This window comes from Acidovorax radicis, assembly GCF_020510705.1.
GTDB classification, from domain to species: Bacteria; Pseudomonadota; Gammaproteobacteria; order Burkholderiales; family Burkholderiaceae_C; genus Acidovorax; species Acidovorax radicis_A.
This window is the reverse complement of the sequence record NZ_CP075184.1, coordinates 1,955,779-1,972,589: the sequence shown is the minus strand read 5'-3', so window position 1 is coordinate 1,972,589 and position 16,811 is coordinate 1,955,779. Positions and strand designations below refer to the sequence as shown.

15 protein-coding genes are annotated in these 16,811 nt (G+C 61.0%); 6 read left to right on the top strand and 9 right to left on the bottom strand.

Going from position 1 to position 16,811, the window contains the following annotated elements:
* Nucleotides 1-90: 90 nt before the first annotated feature.
* The 4 genes from rho to KI609_RS08990 all read left to right on the top strand — a co-directional run bounded on the left by rho (nucleotide 91) and on the right by KI609_RS08990 (nucleotide 5,105).
* Complete coding sequence (rho, locus tag KI609_RS09005; protein ID WP_010457918.1) at nucleotides 91-1,353, top strand: transcription termination factor Rho; 1,263 nt, start codon at nucleotides 91-93, stop codon at nucleotides 1,351-1,353.
* Nucleotides 1,354-1,628: 275 nt separating this feature from the next.
* Nucleotides 1,629-1,883 carry a type B 50S ribosomal protein L31 gene (locus tag KI609_RS09000; RefSeq protein WP_226449241.1) on the top strand — a complete coding sequence of 85 codons (255 nt, stop codon included), beginning with the start codon at nucleotides 1,629-1,631 and terminating at the stop codon, nucleotides 1,881-1,883.
* 109 nt (nucleotides 1,884-1,992) lie between these two features.
* Nucleotides 1,993-3,729 carry a hypothetical protein gene (locus KI609_RS08995; RefSeq protein WP_226449239.1) on the top strand — a complete coding sequence of 579 codons (1,737 nt, stop codon included), beginning with the start codon at nucleotides 1,993-1,995 and terminating at the stop codon, nucleotides 3,727-3,729.
* Nucleotides 3,730-3,737: 8 nt separating this feature from the next.
* Entirely contained in the window at nucleotides 3,738-5,105 is a 1,368-nt protein-coding gene (locus KI609_RS08990) for an MATE family efflux transporter (protein WP_226449227.1), read from the top strand.
* On the opposite strand, the gene phoR is transcribed toward KI609_RS08990, so the two are convergent.
* The 7 genes from phoR to pstS form a co-directional block, all read right to left on the bottom strand.
* Complete coding sequence (gene phoR / locus KI609_RS08985; protein ID WP_226449225.1) at nucleotides 5,059-6,402, bottom strand: phosphate regulon sensor histidine kinase PhoR; 1,344 nt, start codon at nucleotides 6,400-6,402, stop codon at nucleotides 5,059-5,061. The genes KI609_RS08990 and phoR overlap by 47 nt on opposite strands.
* An 89-nt stretch (nucleotides 6,403-6,491) precedes the next feature.
* Nucleotides 6,492-7,199 carry a phosphate regulon transcriptional regulator PhoB gene (gene phoB, locus KI609_RS08980; RefSeq protein ID WP_226449223.1) on the bottom strand — a complete coding sequence of 236 codons (708 nt, stop codon included), beginning with the start codon at nucleotides 7,197-7,199 and terminating at the stop codon, nucleotides 6,492-6,494.
* A 21-nt stretch (nucleotides 7,200-7,220) separates the two neighbouring features.
* On the bottom strand, nucleotides 7,221-7,922 hold the full coding sequence (gene phoU, locus KI609_RS08975; protein WP_226449221.1) for a phosphate signaling complex protein PhoU: 702 nt from the start codon (nucleotides 7,920-7,922) through the stop codon (nucleotides 7,221-7,223).
* Nucleotides 7,923-7,933: 11 nt separating this feature from the next.
* The gene (gene pstB / locus KI609_RS08970; protein WP_226449219.1) at nucleotides 7,934-8,716 is read right to left on the bottom strand and encodes a phosphate ABC transporter ATP-binding protein PstB; all 783 of its coding nucleotides are present in this window, start codon (nucleotides 8,714-8,716) and stop codon (nucleotides 7,934-7,936) included.
* A gap of 55 nt (nucleotides 8,717-8,771) precedes the next feature.
* Nucleotides 8,772-9,626 (bottom strand): phosphate ABC transporter permease PstA, encoded by an 855-nt coding sequence (gene pstA / locus KI609_RS08965; RefSeq protein ID WP_226449217.1) that lies wholly within the window; start codon nucleotides 9,624-9,626, stop codon nucleotides 8,772-8,774.
* A 39-nt stretch (nucleotides 9,627-9,665) separates the two neighbouring features.
* A complete protein-coding gene (gene pstC, locus KI609_RS08960; RefSeq protein ID WP_413463391.1) occupies nucleotides 9,666-10,673 on the bottom strand; it encodes a phosphate ABC transporter permease subunit PstC in 1,008 nt (335 codons plus the stop codon).
* A gap of 93 nt (nucleotides 10,674-10,766) precedes the next feature.
* Nucleotides 10,767-11,789: a phosphate ABC transporter substrate-binding protein PstS gene (gene pstS / locus KI609_RS08955; protein ID WP_226449213.1), complete on the bottom strand. Its 1,023-nt coding sequence runs from the start codon at nucleotides 11,787-11,789 to the stop codon at nucleotides 10,767-10,769.
* Nucleotides 11,790-12,070: 281 nt separating this feature from the next.
* On the opposite strand from pstS, the gene KI609_RS08950 reads away from it, so the two are divergent.
* Together KI609_RS08950 and KI609_RS08945 are read left to right on the top strand one after the other, a co-directional pair.
* Nucleotides 12,071-13,549, top strand: a complete 1,479-nt coding sequence (locus tag KI609_RS08950) for a Ppx/GppA phosphatase family protein (RefSeq protein WP_226449211.1) — start codon at nucleotides 12,071-12,073, stop codon at nucleotides 13,547-13,549.
* A gap of 52 nt (nucleotides 13,550-13,601) precedes the next feature.
* On the top strand, nucleotides 13,602-14,102 hold the full coding sequence (locus KI609_RS08945; RefSeq protein ID WP_226449209.1) for a hypothetical protein: 501 nt from the start codon (nucleotides 13,602-13,604) through the stop codon (nucleotides 14,100-14,102).
* Nucleotides 14,103-14,149: 47 nt separating this feature from the next.
* Here KI609_RS08945 and KI609_RS08940 read toward each other — a convergent pair whose 3' ends face one another.
* Nucleotides 14,150-14,614, bottom strand: coding sequence for a SixA phosphatase family protein (locus KI609_RS08940; protein ID WP_226449207.1), 465 nt, complete (start codon nucleotides 14,612-14,614; stop codon nucleotides 14,150-14,152).
* A complete protein-coding gene (gene ppk1, locus KI609_RS08935) occupies nucleotides 14,611-16,782 on the bottom strand; it encodes a polyphosphate kinase 1 (protein ID WP_226449204.1) in 2,172 nt (723 codons plus the stop codon). Before ppk1 ends, KI609_RS08940 begins: the two co-directional genes overlap by 4 nt.
* Nucleotides 16,783-16,811 lie beyond the last annotated feature (29 nt).

The following is a 16,811-nucleotide window of genomic DNA, read 5'->3' as shown; positions in this document are numbered from 1 at the left end:
CCCCGGCGAGCCAGACCTGCAAACAGCAGCCCATCTGGCACCAGCCCTCCTCCCCCAAGATTCATACCAGCTCCGCCAAGGAGTCATTCCATGCACTTAAACGAACTCAAGGCACTGCACGTGTCTGAAGTCCTGAAGCAAGCCGAAGAACTCGAAATCGAAAACACCGGCCGCATGCGCAAGCAGGAGTTGATGTTTGCGATCATCAAAAAGCGCGCCAAGACCGGTGAACAGATCATTGCGGATGGCGTGCTGGAGATATTGCCCGACGGATTCGGCTTCCTGCGCAGCCCCGACACGAGCTTTACGGCCAGCACGGACGACATCTACATCAGTCCGAGCCAAGTGCGTCGCTTCAACCTGCACACAGGCGACATGATTGAAGGGGAAGTCCGCACACCCAAAGATGGGGAACGGTACTTTGCACTGAACAAGCTTGACTCCGTCAACGGCGGCCCGCCGGAGCAGAACAAGCACAAGGTGATGTTCGAAAACCTGACGCCCCTGTTCCCCAAGGAGCAGATGCGCCTGGAGCGCGACGTCAAGAGCGAAGAGAACATCACCGGCCGCATCATCGACATCATCGCGCCCATCGGCCGTGGCCAGCGCGCATTGATCGTCGCCCCGCCCAAAAGCGGCAAGACAGTGATGATGCAGCACATCGCCCATGCCATCACGGCCAACAACCCCGACGTGCACCTGATGGTGCTGCTGGTGGACGAGCGCCCTGAAGAAGTGACCGAAATGCAGCGCACGGTCAAGGGCGAGATCATCGCCTCCACCTTCGACGAGCCCGCCGCCCGCCACGTGCACGTGGCCGAGATGGTGATCGAACGCGCCAAGCGCCTGGTCGAACTCAAAAAAGACGTGGTGATCCTGCTGGACTCCATCACCCGCCTGGCCCGCGCCTACAACAACGTAGTGCCCTCCAGCGGCAAGGTGCTGTCGGGTGGTGTGGATGCCGCCGCGCTGCAGCGCCCCAAGCGCTTCTTTGGCGCCGCGCGCAAGGTCGAAGAAGGTGGCTCGCTCACCATCATCGCCACCGCGCTGGTCGACACCGGCAGCCGCATGGACGAAGTGATCTTTGAAGAATTCAAGGGCACCGGCAACTGCGAAATCCACCTGAACCGCCGCCTGTACGAAAAGCGCGTGTTCCCTGCCATCGAACTCAACAAGAGCGGCACGCGCCGCGAAGAGCTGCTGCTGGCCCCCGAGATCCTGCAAAAGACCCGCATCCTGCGCCAGTTCATGTACAACATGGACGAGATCGAGTCCATGGAACTCATGATCAAGAACATGAAGGCCACCAAGACCAACGTGGACTTCTTCGACATGATGCGAAGAGGTGGGTGACATCCCCCTGAGGCGCTTGCGCGCCTTCCCCCTTCTCTCGAATTGCAACGCAATTCGAGAGAAGGGGGACACCACCAGCGCGGCGGGGCGGCCCTTGCGCGGTGGTTCTGGCTCAAGCCGTGCCAATTTCAAGCAGCCGTTGGAAACTTGATGTTGGAGAAATTGTCGTCTATGCAATAATGGAGGGCTTTTTCTGCGGAAAGTACGCTGGATGTTCCACGGCGCAAAGGTTGCATCGGGTTCAGCACGGCTCCCGCACTTGACAAGGATTGATCATGAAAGAAGGCATTCACCCCAATTACCGCGAAGTGTTGTTCTCCGACCTGTCTAACGGATTCAAATTCGTGACCCGTTCGTGCGTGAACACCAAGGAAATGGAAACCTTCGAAGGCAAGGAATATCCGCTGTTCAAGCTGGACACCTCCTCCGAATCGCACCCCTTCTACACCGGTACGCAAAAGTCGGTGGACAACATGGGTGGCCGCGTGGAGCGCTTCCGCAACCGTTTCGGCAAGACCACAGCGAAGTAACTCGCCGTCAGCGTTTCGCCCAAAAGGCAGCCCGGGCAACCGTGCTGCCTTTTTTTATTGTTTTTGCCCTTATTCTCGGTAGCTCCGCTTTTTTTGGCACCCCTGACGCGTGACACCCCCCACCCCCGCCATCGTTACCAAAGATGCCGTCCGCGCGTTTCCCCGCTGGGCGCTTGTGCTGCTGTGTATTGCTTACGTGGTACCCGGTTTTATCGGCCGCGCCCCCTGGAAAAATGCGGACGTCAGCGCGTTTGGCTACATGCTGGAGCTGGCCCATGGCCACACGCCGTGGCGGAGCCCTTTGCTCGGCGGCATGGCGCCGGACACCGAGGGTCTGCTGCCGTATTGGCTGGGTGCGTGGGCTATTCAGATGGCACCACCCTGGCTGTCGGCGGAGATGGCGGTACGCATTCCGTTCGCCCTGTTGCTGGCCATCACGCTGATCGCCACCTGGTACAGCGTGTATTACCTCGCCCGCAGCCCGGGCGCTCAACCCGTGGCGTTTGCGTTTGGTGGTGAGGCGCAGCCGCTTGACTATGCGCGGGCCATTGCCGATGGCGCACTGCTTGCGCTCATTGCCTGCCTGGGTCTGGCGCAGCTGTCGCATGAGGTGACGAGCTACCTCGTTCAGCTTCACTGCACCGCCCTGCTTTTCTTCGCCGCCGCTGCCATGCCCTACCGCACCGTTGCGCCCGCGATAGCCTTGGTGCTGGGCCTTGTGGGGCTCACCCTGGCGGGCGCACCGGCACTGGCGGCGCTGCTGGGAGTAGGCACCCTGGTATTGGTGTTTTTGGCACCGGGCGGTAGCAAAGCCCGCGGGATGCCTTGGGCGTTGGGTCTGGCGGCGGCCATCCTGGTCACGGCCTGGATGGCCTGGGCGCTGGATTTGTGGCGCTGGCGAATTGTGGGCACCGATGTCGACGCGAAAGAATGGCAAAGCCTTGCGAAGCTGCTGCTGTGGTTTGGATGGCCGGCATGGCCCATGGCGCTGTGGACGCTGTGGCGCTGGCGCCATCAGATCTTCAGTCGCAACGGCCACCGGCATTTGTTGCTGCCGTTGTGGTTCTCGGCGGTTTCCATTGGGGCAACCATCACCACCCAACCGGCAGACCGAGCTCTGCTGCTGGGATTGCCAGCGATGGCCGCTTTGGCAGCTTTTGCGCTGCCCACGCTGCGCAGAAGCGTGGCAGCGCTGATCGACTGGTTCACGCTGCTTTTCTTTACCGTGTCTGCATTGGCGATCTGGGTAATCTGGGTTGCCATGCAAACCGGTGTGCCCGCCAAGCCCGCCGCCAACGTGGCCAGGCTGGCGCCGGGTTTTGTGCCCCAATTCTCGGTGCTGGCCCTGGTGGTAGCACTGGCCGCCACCGTGGGCTGGTGCAGCCTGGTCTGGTGGCGCGCGTCACGCAACCGGGCCCCCATCTGGAAAAGCCTGGTATTGCCAGCCGGAGGTGCCACGCTGGGCTGGCTGCTTTTGATGACCTTATGGCTACCCCTGCTCGACTATGCACGCAGCTACGTAGCCCAGGTGCGCAGCGTTGTACAGGCACTGGGGCCCGCGCCAGGCTGCATTCAAACGGTGGACTTGAGCCGGGCTCAGGTTGCAGCGCTGCAGTACCACGGCGGGCTCACGCTGGAACGCGCAGGGCTGCAGGATAACTGCCAATGGCTCGTGGCGAACATCGGGTCGTGGCCGCCGTCAGAGCACAAGGTGAACACTGCGCTCTGGCAAGCCGCCGCCACCATTGGCCGCCCCACCGACAAGGAAGACTTTCTGCTGCTGTTCAAGCGCAAAGATGCGCCTGCGGCATCACCAGACCGGCCCCCCGAAAAGCCCCCGGGCTGATCTGCCGCATGTCAGAACTGTCGACCATTACACGGCATGCCACCACGGTGCTTGCCGGGCAACTCGCTGTCATGGCCTTTGGCGTCATCGACACCATCGTGGCGGGTCGCTATGGCGAGTCATCGCTGGCCGCGTTGTCTGTGGGGTCCGCGATTTTCGTCAGTGTGTACGTTGCACTGATCGGCGTGCTCCAGGCCTTGATGCCCGTGTGGGCAGAGCTGCACGGAGCCCGTGAGACCAAAGACGTGGGCCGTTCGCTGCGACAGTCTCTTTACCTGTGCGTGGCGGCCTCGGTCATCGGCATGACGATCTTGCTGTTTCCGGGCCCCGTGCTGCGCTGGACCGAGGTGCCCGCAGCCCTACGCACGGAGGTGGAAAACTACCTCGCAGTGCTGGCCATGGCCCTGCCCCCCGCATTGTTGTTTCGCGTTTACAGCACACTCAACCAGGCGCTGGGTCGCCCACAGCTGGTGACCTGGCTGCAGGTGGGCTCGTTGTGCATCAAGCTGCCGCTGTCGATATGGTTCACCTTCGGCGGCACGGGCTTGCCGGCCCTGGGTGTCGTCGGGTGTGCGTGGGCCACGCTCGTCGTCAACGTCAGCATGCTGACCTTGGCGATCTGGCTGCTGCGCACGCAGTCGCTCTATGCGCCATTGGGTCTGTGGCGACGCATGGAGCCCCCGCACTGGCCAACGCTTGCCAACTTTGCAAGGCAGGGTATCCCGGCAGGGCTGGCAGTCATGGTGGAAGTGACATCCTTCACCTTGATGGCATTGTTCATCGCACGCCAGGGAACCACGGCCTCTGCCGCGCACCAGATTGCATCGAATTTGGCGGCGGTGCTCTACATGGTTCCGCTGTCACTGGCCATTGCCACCAGTGCGCGGGTCAGCTATTGGCTGGGTGCAGGCGACGCCCTGCGCGCACGTGCCGTAGTTTTAATGGGTTTTAAGCTCTCAGCGCTTATCGGTATTGCGCTAGCAGCTATCCTATTGATAGTAAAAAATCACATCGGCTACATCTACACCAGCAATGCCAGTGTGGTGGCAATGGCCAGCGGGGTGCTGGTGTGGGTGGCTGCATACCACAGTGCAGACGCCATTCAGACCCTGTGCGTGTTTGTGCTGCGCTGCTACCGAATCACGATCGCGCCGCTGGCTGTGTATTGCACCTTGTTATGGGGCGCAGGCCTGGGCGGCGGTTATGTGCTCGCTTACGAAGGCCACGGGCCCTGGGCCGCCGTCCCCTCACCCACACCTTTTTGGGCAACAAGCGCCACCGCACTGGCAGTGACCGCTGCGCTATTTGCCACCATGCTGTGGCGTGCCATCAAGCCGGCAAACCCGGTGCTCGCAGGCGGCTTGCCGGAAACGTGACCGAAAACACCGAGCCTTTTCCCAGCGTGCTGGTAATGCCGAGCGTGGCGCCGTGGCGCTGCAGCACATGTTTGACGATGGCCAACCCCAGACCGGTGCCTCCGGTCTCGCGAGAGCGGCTGCGGTCAACCCGGTAAAAGCGCTCTGTGAGCCGGGGGATATGTTCAGGCGCGATGCCCGGGCCGCTGTCGCGCACGGAAAACACGGCGCTGCCATCACCTTGGCGCGTCCATTCCACAATGATGGAGCCACCGGCTGGCGTGTAACGCACCGCATTGCTGATCAGGTTGGAAAGTGCGCTCTGAAGCTCGGAGGGTGCCCCCGCAATATCGCCCTGCAACCGCAACATTTCGGAGGAGGGAAACTGCATCACATGGGGCCGCTGCTGGGCCTGCGTAAGCAGCACAGACAAAGCACGGCCTTCTTCTTCGCAACGCTCGAGCAACGACTGCACCGGAGTCCACTCGGTCATACCCGGTAGTGGGCTGCCCTCCAGGCGCGACAACGTGAGCAGCCCCTGCACTACGCTCTGCATGCGCACCGCCTGCTGCGCCATCATGCCCAGATAGCGCGCACGTTCGTCGGCATTCAGGGCAAGGGTCTGCAGTGTCTCGACAAAACCGGTCAGCACTGTCAGGGGCGTGCGGATCTCGTGCGAGACATTGGCCACAAAATCACGGCGCATGGCGTCAGCCTGCTCCAATGCCGTCACATCACGCGAGAGCAGCAAAGTACGCCCGTCGCCATAGGGATGCAAGTGAACCGATATGCGTTCGGGACGGGATGGCGTGCTCAGGCGCCCTTCGAGCACCACATCGGTTGAAAAATCGCGGGCTGAAAAATACGCGGTGAACTCGGGATTGCGCAGCAGATTTCCGATGGACTGCAACACATCGCGCTCCGCATCAAACCCAAACTGGGTCGCAGCAATCTGGTTGCACCACTCAATACGCCCCTGCGCGTCGAGCAGCACCACGCCGTTGGGAGACGCCTGCAACGCGGCCAAGATCTCCTGCAGGCGACTTTCACTGCTGCGCACCTCGGCCTGCTGGTTGCGCAGCAGCCGACGCGCACGATCGGCCGCCTCGCCCCAAACGCCCCCCATTTCAGGGGTGTCTGCCAGCTCACCGGTGCGCAGCCAGCGCAACACGCGTGCACCCTTTACCAGATCCCAGACAAACCACACCCAGACGGCAACGGCAGCGCCAAGCACAGCACCCCAAACACCTCCCTGCCACCACCCCAGGCCAGCCCCCGCCAACTGCCACAGCAGGAAAAATGAAATACGCCACAACATGCGGATTGCAAAGCCTTCTCAGAAAACCAGAAACAGGGCGCAAGACTCCATGGACCACAACCGTCGCTTCGGGATCTTCGCCATCCGCTTCAGGCCTGCAGTTGTGTTTGTGGTTGCGCCGTCAGCCGGTAGCCTGCCCCGCGCACGGTTTCCACCATATTGGATGCGCCACCCAGGGCTTCGCGCAGACGCTTGACGTGCACGTCCACCGTGCGCTCTTCAATAAAGACATGGTCGCCCCACACCTTGTCGAGCAGTTGCGAGCGGCTGTGCACACGTTCGGCATGTTTCATCAGGAAATGCAGCAGCTTGAACTCGGTAGGCCCCACTTTGAGTGACTGCCCCTGGAAAGTGACGCGGTACGTCGCCGCATCCAGCACCAGTTCACCAATCGCCACACTGTCGCTCACCTGCTCGGGCGCGCGGCGGCGCAGCACGGCGCGAATGCGGGCAAGAAGCTCCTGCGTCGAAAAGGGCTTGGTGATGTAGTCATCAGCCCCTGCATCCAGCCCCGCCACTTTGTCGGGCTCATCCCCGCGCGCTGTGAGCATCAGGATGGGTATGGGCTTGGTGCGGCTGTCGGCGCGCCACTTGCGGGCAAGCGACAGGCCGCTCTGCCCTGGCAGCATCCAGTCGAGCAGGATGACATCGGGCAGCACGGCATCCAGCTCGCGCTGGGCAGAATCGCCATCTTCCGCCCAGAAGGGCTGGAATCCGTTGTGGCGCAGGTTGACGGCAATCAGCTCGGCAATGGCGGGCTCGTCCTCCACGATCAGAACACGGGGGAGCTTTCTCATAGGTCTATCAACACCCTCTTGTCACAAAACAGCCGATTCGATCTCATCCATGGCCGTGTGGCGCACGTCTTTGCCCTTGACAAGATAGATGATCAGCTCGGCCACGTTCTTGGAGTGGTCACCGATACGCTCGATGGCCTTGGCCAGAAACAGCAAGTCCAGGCTGGGCGATATCGTGCGCGGGTCTTCCATCATGTAAGTAATGAGTTTGCGCACGAAGCCATCAAACTCCTTGTCGATCAAATCATCCTCCTTGAGGATGGCCACGGCAGCCTTGGTGTCCAGCCGGGCAAACGCATCCAGCGTTTTGCGCAGCAGGCCCGAAGCCAATTCGGCCGCTGTGCGCAAGTCGCTGGACGGCAGGGACCGGGGTGCGCCACTTTCGATGATGGAGCGCACCATGCGTGCCATCTTGTTCGCCTCATCACCCATGCGCTCCAGATTGGCCGTGGTTTTTGAAAACGCCAACAGCAGGCGCAGGTCACGCGCGGTGGGTTGCCTGCGCGCAATGATGGAAGACAGCTCCTGGTCGATCTCGACTTCCATCGCATTGATGCGTGTTTCCATCGACGCAACGGTTTCCACGGCCTCCAGACTGAACTGCGACAGCGCATATACCGCCTGGCGAATCTGCGACTCGACCAGACCACCCATCTCCATGACGCGGGCGGAAACGCTGTTGAGTTCGCTGTCGAACTGGGACGAAAGATGTTTATCGGGCATCTGCTGTCTCCTTAGCCGAAACGGCCGGTAATGTAGTCTTCGGTTTCTTTGCGCTCGGGCTTGAAGAAGATCTGCTCAGTGGCACCAAACTCGATCATCTCACCGAGATACATGTAGGCGGTGTAGTCGCTGCAGCGGGCTGCCTGCTGCATGTTGTGCGTCACGATGGCAATCGTGTAGTCATGCTTGAGCTCGTCGATCAGCTCTTCGATCTTGGCGGTTGACAACGGATCGAGCGCCGACGTGGGCTCGTCGAGCAGCAGCACGGAAGGCTTCACGGCCACGCTGCGCGCAATGCAAAGGCGCTGCTGCTGCCCGCCGGACAAAGACAAACCGCTCTGATTGAGCTTGTCTTTCACCTCGGTCCACAACGCCGCCTTGGACAGCGCCCATTCCACCCGGTCATCCATATCGCTTTTGCTCAGGGTTTCATAAAGTTTCACGCCGAAGGCAATGTTGTCGTAGATCGACATGGGAAACGGCGTGGGTTTCTGGAACACCATACCAATGCGGGCACGCAACAGATTGATGTCCTGCTTGGGGTCGAGGATGTCTTGCCCATAGAAGTTGATGGCGCCCTCGGCGCGTTGCCCGGGATAAAGGCTGTACATGCGGTTGAGCGTGCGCAACAAGGTCGACTTACCGCAGCCCGAGGGCCCGATGAAAGCAGTGACCTTGTGTTCGGCAATATTCAGACTCACGTTGCGCAGGCCCTGAAACTTGCCGTAGAAGAAGTTCAGGTTGCGCAGTTCCAGCGCATTTTTGCTGGAGGAGACGGTAGCGGTGGCGTTCATTATCAAATCCTGGAAATAGGGGCTGACGGTGTCTGCAACAGGTTGTCAGCGGTGGTCAGACGCGGTTCTTTTCACGCAGAAAAACACGGGCGACGACATTGAGAATCAGCACCGACAAGGTGATGAGCAAGGCACCACCCCAGGCGAGGCGCACCCAGTTCTCATAAGGACTCAGCGCGAACTGGAAGATCACCACAGGCAAGTTAGCCATGGGTGCATTCATGTTGGTACTGAAGAACTGGTTGTTGAGCGCGGTGAACAACAGCGGAGCCGTCTCGCCACTGATGCGGGCAACCGCCAGAAGCAGGCCCGTCATGACACCACTGCGCGCAGCGCGCAACGTCACCATGGTGGACACCTTCCAGCGTGGCGCGCCCAGTGCAAAAGCGGCCTCGCGCAGGCTGCCGGGGACGAGTCGCAGCATGTTCTCGGTGGTGCGCACCACCACAGGCACGGCGATCAATGACAGGGCGAGGCTGCCTGCCCAGCCAGAAAAACCGCCCACCGTCGCCACGGCAATTGCATACACAAACAAACCCAGCACGATAGACGGCGCCGACAGCATGATGTCCGTCACAAAACGGGTGAGTTCTGCCGTTTTGCTCTGGTCGCCATATTCAGCAAGGTACACACCAGCGAGCACACCCACCGGCGTTGAAACCAGCACGGTGAAACCCACCATCATCAGGCTGCCGACAATGGCGTTAGCCAAACCACCGCCCTCGGAGCCGGGCGCTGGGGTGGACTGGGTAAACATGTTCCAGTCCAGCGCGGCCACCCCCTTCGAAAGCAGGATGCTCAGAATCCAGAGCAGCACAAACAGGCCCAGCACCATCGCGCCCAAGGAGAGGGTCAGACCGATGGTGTTGGAGCGCTGGCGCTTTTTGTAGAGTTGTTGGTTGAATTCCATGGAGCGTGTCTCAAAAGAAGTTCGTGGTCAAAGCGTGGATCAAAGGCCCTTGGCCTTTTCAGCGCGCAGCATCATGATCTTTGCAGCTGAGAGCACCACAAACGTGATCACGAAAAGCAGGAAGCCCAACGCAAACAACGTGGAAAGATGAAAATCGGCTGCTTCGCCAAACTCGTTGGCCAGCGTGGACGCAATCGAGGTTCCCGGCGAAAAAAGTGAAGTGGGCATGCGGTTGGCATTGCCGATCACAAAGGTGACGGCCATGGTCTCGCCGAGCGCACGTCCCAGGCCCAGCATGACACCACCAATCACGCCCTTTTGGGTGTAAGGCAGCACGACCCGGCGCACAACCTCCCAGGTGGTGCAGCCCAGGCCATAGGCAGACTCGCGCAGGATGGGTGGAACGATCTCGAACACATCACGCATCACGGCAGCCACGAAGGGCAGCACCATGAATGCGAGCACGATGCCGGCGGCCAAAATGCCAAAACCATTGGTACTGCCGCCGAACAAAAATCCAACCAGCGGCATGGAGCCCAACAGCTTTTGCACCGGCATCTGAAAATAGTCCGCAAACAGCGGGGCAAAAACAAACAACCCAAACATGCCATAGATGATGGAAGGCACCGCGGCCAGCAACTCAACGGCCGTGCCCAGAGGGCGGCGCATCCACACCGGGCATGTTTCGGTGAGAAACAAAGCAATACCAAAAGCCAGAGGCACTGCGATCAGCAGGGCAATGCCCGCGCTGGCGAGGGTGCCGACAATGGCAATCGCCGCACCAAACTCTTCATTGACGATGTCCCATTCGACACGCCAGATGAACCGAAGACCGAACTTGTGAAACGCTGGCCATGCGTAGACAAAAAGCGAGACGATGATGCCCAGGAGCGCCACCAATACCAGCAGCGAGAGGCCCTGGGTCAACCGGTGGAAGAAGATATCCTGCAAGCGCTGCCGCCGGGCAATGGACACCATGCTTTTTGTAGGGACGTCCGTCGATCGGACGACCGGGGGTTGCGAACTCATAGTGGTTCCCACGCTCATATTGACTCCCGTCTGGCTGGTGGAAGCCCCACAAACCAGCGCCCATCAGTCGGTTTACCCGACCAACTGGACGCCATTGTGGGGCAGGCTCGCTTACTTCTTGATCTGCGACCAGACCTTGGACCGGATCTCGGCCGTGAGGGTATCGGGCAACGGAACATAGTCCAGCTCGGAGGCCATGCCCTTGCCGTTCTTGAACGCCCACTCGAAGAACTTCAAAACTTCAGCCGACTGGGCCTTGTCCGAAGGGTCCTTGTACATGAGGATGAAAGATGCCGTGCTCACAGGCCAGCTGTCTGCGCCCTTGGCGTTGACCATGGAGATGCCCATGCCAGGCACGCTGAACCAGTCTGCACTGGCTGCGGCGGCGGCAAACGTCTTGTCATCGGGACTCACGTACTTGCCATCTGCATTCTGAAGCTGCAAGAAAGTCATGTGATTCTTCTTGACATAGGCGTACTCGACATACCCCACGGCACCCTTGACACGAGTGACGTTGGCAGCCACACCTTCATTGCCTTTGCCACCCACAGACGACGGTGCAGGCCACTTGACTGCAGCGCCCTTGCCTACAGAGTCAGCCCACTCTTTGCTGACCGAGCTCAGGTAGTCGGTCCAGTTGAACGTCGTACCCGATCCGTCGGCACGGTGCACGATCGTGATGTTTTGATCAGGCAAGGTCTTGCCGGGGTTCAGCGCCGCCAGTTTGGCATCGTTCCATTTGGTGATCTTGCCCAGATACATCTCTGCCAGCACCGGGCCCGTCACACGCAACTCGCCAGGCTTGAACCCTTCCAGATTCACCACCGGCACCGTCCCACCGATGATGGCGGGGAACTGCACCATGCCGTCACGCTCCAGATCAGCGCCAGGCACCGGTGCATCAGAAGCGCCAAACGCCACTGTTTTTGCGCGGATTTGGCGAATGCCGCCCGACGAACCAATCGACTGATAATTCAGCCCGGTGCCCGTTTCCTTTTTGTAAGCTTCAGCCCACTTGGCGTACATCGGGAATGGGAACGTGGCTCCCGCGCCAGTGATGTCAGCCGCAAAAGCGCTGCCAGTGGCCATGGCGGCCAGTGCTACAGCGACGGTTTTGAGAAATACGCGTTTCATTAAGGACCTTTCGGCTAGGGTTAACAGGAACACAACGAACTCTAGATCCGAAAAATGACAATTTGGTGACAAAAATAACGACATTCAAACCATTGCCACATATCGCACTCACCCACAACGGGCAGCGTCATCATTGCGTCATCAAACGATGACATAGTCCCAAGGTTAAAAACTGGGGGCATTTTTGCCTCCCACGCCCTTCCCCCGCGTCCTCAACCGTTTAGTACCGATCCGCCCCTCGACAGGCGCGGTACGATGCCTCAAGCCTCCACCAGAAAAATATGCAGAACGGAACACGCCTCGCAGCAGTCGATCTCGGCTCCAACAGTTTTCGCCTGGAGATCGGGCGTTATGAGTTTGGACATATTCAGCGGGTGGAATACCTCAAGGAGACCGTCCGCCAGGGCAACGGACTTGATGAAGATCGCAATTTGACACAACAAGCCATGGAACGCGGCTGGGCTTGCCTTGCTCGATTTGGAGAACGGCTGGCAGACTTCCCCCGCGCGCACGTACGCGCCGTTGCGACACAAACATTACGAGAAGCGCGCAACAGGGAAGAATTTCTGTCGCGTGGCAGCGAGGTGCTTGGGTACCCCATCGACGTGATCTCTGGCCTTGAGGAGGCCCGGCTGATCTATCAGGGAGTGGCGCGGTTGTTACCTCAATCGGACGAGCGCCGGCTGGTGGTTGACATCGGAGGCCGCTCCACAGAGCTCATCGTGGGCCAGCAGTACACGCATCAGACGGTAGCGTCGTTCCGGGTCGGCAGCGTCGCCTGGTCGCAGCGGTATTTCGCCAACGGTGAATTCACCGTTGACGCCCTCCGTGGAGCGGAAATTGCCGCCAAAGCGGTGCTGGATGAAGCCGTCGGGACCTTCAGGCCGGACGCCTGGGACGTGGCGTATGGATCTTCGGGCACGGCAGGCGCGGTGGGAGATGTACTCGCCGCAGCGGGGGGGCCTACGGGCATCATTACCCGCGAAGGCCTGAACTGGCTTCGTGATCGCCTTTTACGGGCCCAGACTGCCGAACGCTTGCGCATGGACGGATTGAAGGACGAGCGACGCGCCGTGATCGGCGGAGGTCTCTGCGTGCTGCGTGCCGTGTTTGATCTGCTGGACATCAGAGAGATGCACGTTGCGCAAGGCGCTCTGCGCCAAGGCGCTCTTTACGACTTGCTGGACCGCGAACAACCTGGCACCGATCTGCGAAACACCACCGTGGATGGACTCACGCAGCGATTTGGCGTGGACATGGAACAGGCCGAACGGGTGGCACGCACCGCGTGTATGCTGTTTGATCAGGCAGCCCCAACTGGCAGTGAGCGCGCATCCCGCAAGCTCAACTGGGCGGCTCGTTTGCATGAGATCGGCTGCCAGATCTCACACAGCGACTATCAACGGCACGGGGCCTACATCCTCGACAACACCGATGCAGCTGGCTTTGCCATCCCGGAATTGCACCGCCTGGGCCTGCTGGTGCAAGGCCAGCGTGGCAAGGTTCGCAAACTCGACGCAGACCTGAGCGACCCTGTTTTTGCACTGCAACTGCTTGGGCTGCGTCTGGCCGTGGCGCTGTGCCACGCCCGCCGCGAACCGGACTCCGCGGGCCTTGCCCTTCACCAAGACGGCCAGCACTTTTACCTCACAGCGCGCGCTGGCTGGGCCACTGCGTACCCGCAATCGGCGCACCTGTTGTGCGAAGAAATGCTGGCCTGGCAGAAGACTCCGTGGGAACTGGTCGTTGAGCTGCCTTGAGCACAACCAAAGAACGGTATAAACTGTTTATACCGTTCATTTGATAATTACCATGACCACTTCCAGCACCGCGCTCCACGCCCCATCGCCAGCCGAAGCCCCGGCAACACCGGCCAAGGCCGTCAAGCCAGCAACCACCGTGACGAAGGCGATCGCAAAGGCCCCAGCCGAATCCGCGAAAAAGACTCCCACCAAGCCAGCGCCTGCCGCCAAGAAGCCGTCTGTACTCAGTCCCGCAAAGGCAGCAGCACCCGAAGCAGCCAAAGACAGCAAGGCCAAGAAGCCCAAGCTGGTGCGCGACAGCTTCACCATCCCCAAGGATGAATACGCCGTCATCGAAACGCTGAAGCAGCGCTGTGCCACATTGGCCCAGCCCATCAAGAAAAGTGAACTGCTGCGCGCTGGACTCAAAGTGCTGGCGGCGATGTCCGACAACACTCTGCGCAGTGCCGTGCAGGCCGTGCCATCCATCAAAACGGGGCGCCCCAAGGCTGAAGCTCCCACGGCAGCCAAAGTCACCCAGCCCAAAAGCCCCAAGCCCGCCCGCAAGTGATTTGCAGGCCGCTGCGCCACCTTTGATGCGCGGTGGACGGGGCCCGTCTATAAAAGATCGGGGGACTGTACCGTAATCAGCACCGTCTGACTCTCGTCCAGACGGTGCCGCTGGCGCAACCACCACACAGCCCCCTTGCGCACCGCGCAGTCAGCGGCCCGCAGCCCCAGTAACTGGGCAATGGTCTGCCCCAGAACCGGCTGATGCCCCACCACCAGCACCGTCCCCTTGCCATGGGGCCACTGCGCCAATTCCAGCAGATCCTGCGGCGTGCCCCCGGGCAAAAGCTCGGCCCGCATCTTGAACCTGCGCCCCAGCGCTCTGGCGGTCTGCTCAGTCCGCCGCGACGGACTGGCCAGCACACGCAGCCCTTGTGGCAACTGGCGATCCAACCAGGCCGCCATGCGGGCCGCCTGTTTTTGGCCACGGTCTGTCAGCGCCCTGGCCAGGTCATCGCAGCCCTCGCCCGCCTCCTCCGCTTCTGCGTGGCGCCACAGGATGAGATCCATCATGACCCTCCCAGCTCCAGAGCAGGCCCATAGCGAACCATCAGCGCGTCCTGTGCACCCCGCCCATCCGTGGGGTGGGGGGCGCGGTCGTACCCACCCTCGGCATTCAGCGTCCAAGCATCGCGATCATCGTGCAGATAAGCCACCAGGCATTCATCCACGATCTGCTGGCGCAACGCGGGGGCCGTGACGGGCCAGGCCAGTTCCACGCGGCGCATCATGTTCCGGTTCATCCAGTCGGCACTGGAGAGATACAAATCCTCTTCCTCGCCCGCGCGGAAATAGAACACGCGTGTGTGCTCCAGGAAGCGGCCGATCACCGAGCGCACACGGATGTTGTCCGTGACCCCGGGCACCTGGGCGGCCAGCATGCAGGCGCCGCGCACGATGAGATCAATGCGGGCACCCCGCTGGCCCGCCAGGATCAGCGCACGCATCAAGGCTTCATCGGTCAGGGCGTTCATCTTGGCGACGATGCGGGCGTCCTCGCCCCGGCTTGCGGCCAGCCCGACCTGCTCAATCTTCTCCTGCATGCGCTGGTGCAGATGGAAAGGCGCCAGCATCAGCTTGCGCAACCGCGGCGGCCGGTTCTGGCTGGCCAGATGGTTGAACACGCCATCCATCTCCGCCATCGTGTCCTCGTCGGCCGTGAGATAGCTCAGGTCGGTGTACAGCCGCGCCGTGCGCGCGTTGTAGTTGCCCGTGGACAAGTGCCCGTAACGCCGCAGCCGCCGTCCTTCCCTGCGCGTGACCAGCAGCATCTTGGCGTGTGTCTTGAGCCCCACCACGCCATAGACCACCTGCGCGCCAATCGACTCCAGCGCCTCGGCCCAGTTGATGTTGGCCTCCTCATCGAAGCGCGCCTTGAGCTCCACGACCGCCATGACTTCCTTACCGCGACGCACGGCTTCGGACAGGAGATCCATGAGTTCGGAGTCGGACTCCGTGCGGTAAATGGTCTGCTTGATGACCAGCACCTGCGGGTCATTGACCGCCTCGCGCAGAAACGCCAGCACGCCGCTGAAACTCTCAAACGGCTGGTGAATCAGCACGTCCCGCTGGCGCAGTTGCTCCATGATCGGGAGGCTGGGCTGCAACTGGCGGGGCCACGCAGAGCGCCATGGGGGGAACAGCAGGCGCGGATCACCCACCAGATCCACTAATTGCGTCAGGCGCACCAGGTTCACAGGGCCCTGCACCCGGTACAGAGCCGCCGCAGGCAGTTCAAATTGTTTCAGCAAGAAGTCCGACAGGAATTGCGAGCAGCCCGCCGAAACCTCCAGCCGCACGGCCTGACCGTAGTGGCGATGCTGCAAGCCCTGGCGCAACGCAGTGCGCAGACTGCGCACGTCTTCTTCGTCCAGCGCCAGATCCGAATGGCGCGTGGCCCGGAACTGAGAGAACTCCGTCACCTCCCGGCCCGGGAAGAGCTCGTCCAGATGGGCCCGAACAATGCTCGACAGACTGACGAACACGGCCCCTGTGTGTGCCACCTTGGCGGGTATGCGGATCAGGCGGGGCAAAGCGCGCGGCACTTTCACGATGGCAATTTCGTTCTCGCGGCCAAAGGCATCACGGCCTTTGAGACGCACGATGAAATTCAGCGACTTGTTGGCCACCTGCGGGAAGGGATGCGCGGGGTCCAACCCCACTGGGATCAACAGCGGGCGAACCTCGCGGGAGAAATACGCGTGTACCCAGCGCTTTTGCTCAGGCGTTCGGTCGCCGTGGCCCAGGATGCGGATACCGTGCTCGGCAAATGCCGGCACCAAGGCATCGTTGTACAGCGCATATTGCCGCTCCACCAGGCGATGCGCCTTGAGCGACAAGGCATCGAAGGAGGCCGTGGTGTAAAGCCCTTTGGTTTCGCCATTCTTGGCGGCGGTGATGTGCGGCTCCGCGCGCACTTCAAAGAATTCGTCCAGATTGGACGACACGATGCACAGATAGCGCAAACGCTCCAGCAAAGGCACATCCGTGCGCACCGCCCAATCAAACACCCGCTCGTTGAAGGCCAGGATGCTGTGGTCGCGGTCCAGAAACATCTGGTGCGACGCGCCCGACACCGCGACGGCCTGAGCCCCGCCACTGCGTGCAGTCGGGGCAGGGTTTTGGTCGGCGGCGTGTGGCTGCGGCAGTAGCGGCGAATCAGTGGAAGACAAAGGCAACATGGGTGCGCAAACGCAGCAAATTCAGGGTC

What these genes read in the sequence shown, in the direction of transcription:
- rho (WP_010457918.1), top strand. Translation starts at nt 91, where the DNA reads ATGCACTTAAACGAACTCAAGGCACTGCACGTGTCTGAAGTCCTGAAG.
- KI609_RS09000 (WP_226449241.1), top strand. Translation starts at nt 1,629, where the DNA reads ATGAAAGAAGGCATTCACCCCAATTACCGCGAAGTGTTGTTCTCCGAC.
- KI609_RS08990 (WP_226449227.1), top strand. Translation starts at nt 3,738, where the DNA reads ATGTCAGAACTGTCGACCATTACACGGCATGCCACCACGGTGCTTGCC.
- phoR (WP_226449225.1), bottom strand. Translation starts at nt 6,402, where the DNA reads ATGTTGTGGCGTATTTCATTTTTCCTGCTGTGGCAGTTGGCGGGGGCT.
- phoB (WP_226449223.1), bottom strand. Translation starts at nt 7,199, where the DNA reads ATGAGAAAGCTCCCCCGTGTTCTGATCGTGGAGGACGAGCCCGCCATT.
- phoU (WP_226449221.1), bottom strand. Translation starts at nt 7,922, where the DNA reads ATGCCCGATAAACATCTTTCGTCCCAGTTCGACAGCGAACTCAACAGC.
- pstB (WP_226449219.1), bottom strand. Translation starts at nt 8,716, where the DNA reads ATGAACGCCACCGCTACCGTCTCCTCCAGCAAAAATGCGCTGGAACTG.
- pstA (WP_226449217.1), bottom strand. Translation starts at nt 9,626, where the DNA reads ATGGAATTCAACCAACAACTCTACAAAAAGCGCCAGCGCTCCAACACC.
- pstC (WP_413463391.1), bottom strand. Translation starts at nt 10,673, where the DNA reads ATGAGCGTGGGAACCACTATGAGTTCGCAACCCCCGGTCGTCCGATCG.
- pstS (WP_226449213.1), bottom strand. Translation starts at nt 11,789, where the DNA reads ATGAAACGCGTATTTCTCAAAACCGTCGCTGTAGCACTGGCCGCCATG.
- KI609_RS08950 (WP_226449211.1), top strand. Translation starts at nt 12,071, where the DNA reads ATGCAGAACGGAACACGCCTCGCAGCAGTCGATCTCGGCTCCAACAGT.
- KI609_RS08945 (WP_226449209.1), top strand. Translation starts at nt 13,602, where the DNA reads ATGACCACTTCCAGCACCGCGCTCCACGCCCCATCGCCAGCCGAAGCC.
- KI609_RS08940 (WP_226449207.1), bottom strand. Translation starts at nt 14,614, where the DNA reads ATGATGGATCTCATCCTGTGGCGCCACGCAGAAGCGGAGGAGGCGGGC.
- ppk1 (WP_226449204.1), bottom strand. Translation starts at nt 16,782, where the DNA reads ATGTTGCCTTTGTCTTCCACTGATTCGCCGCTACTGCCGCAGCCACAC.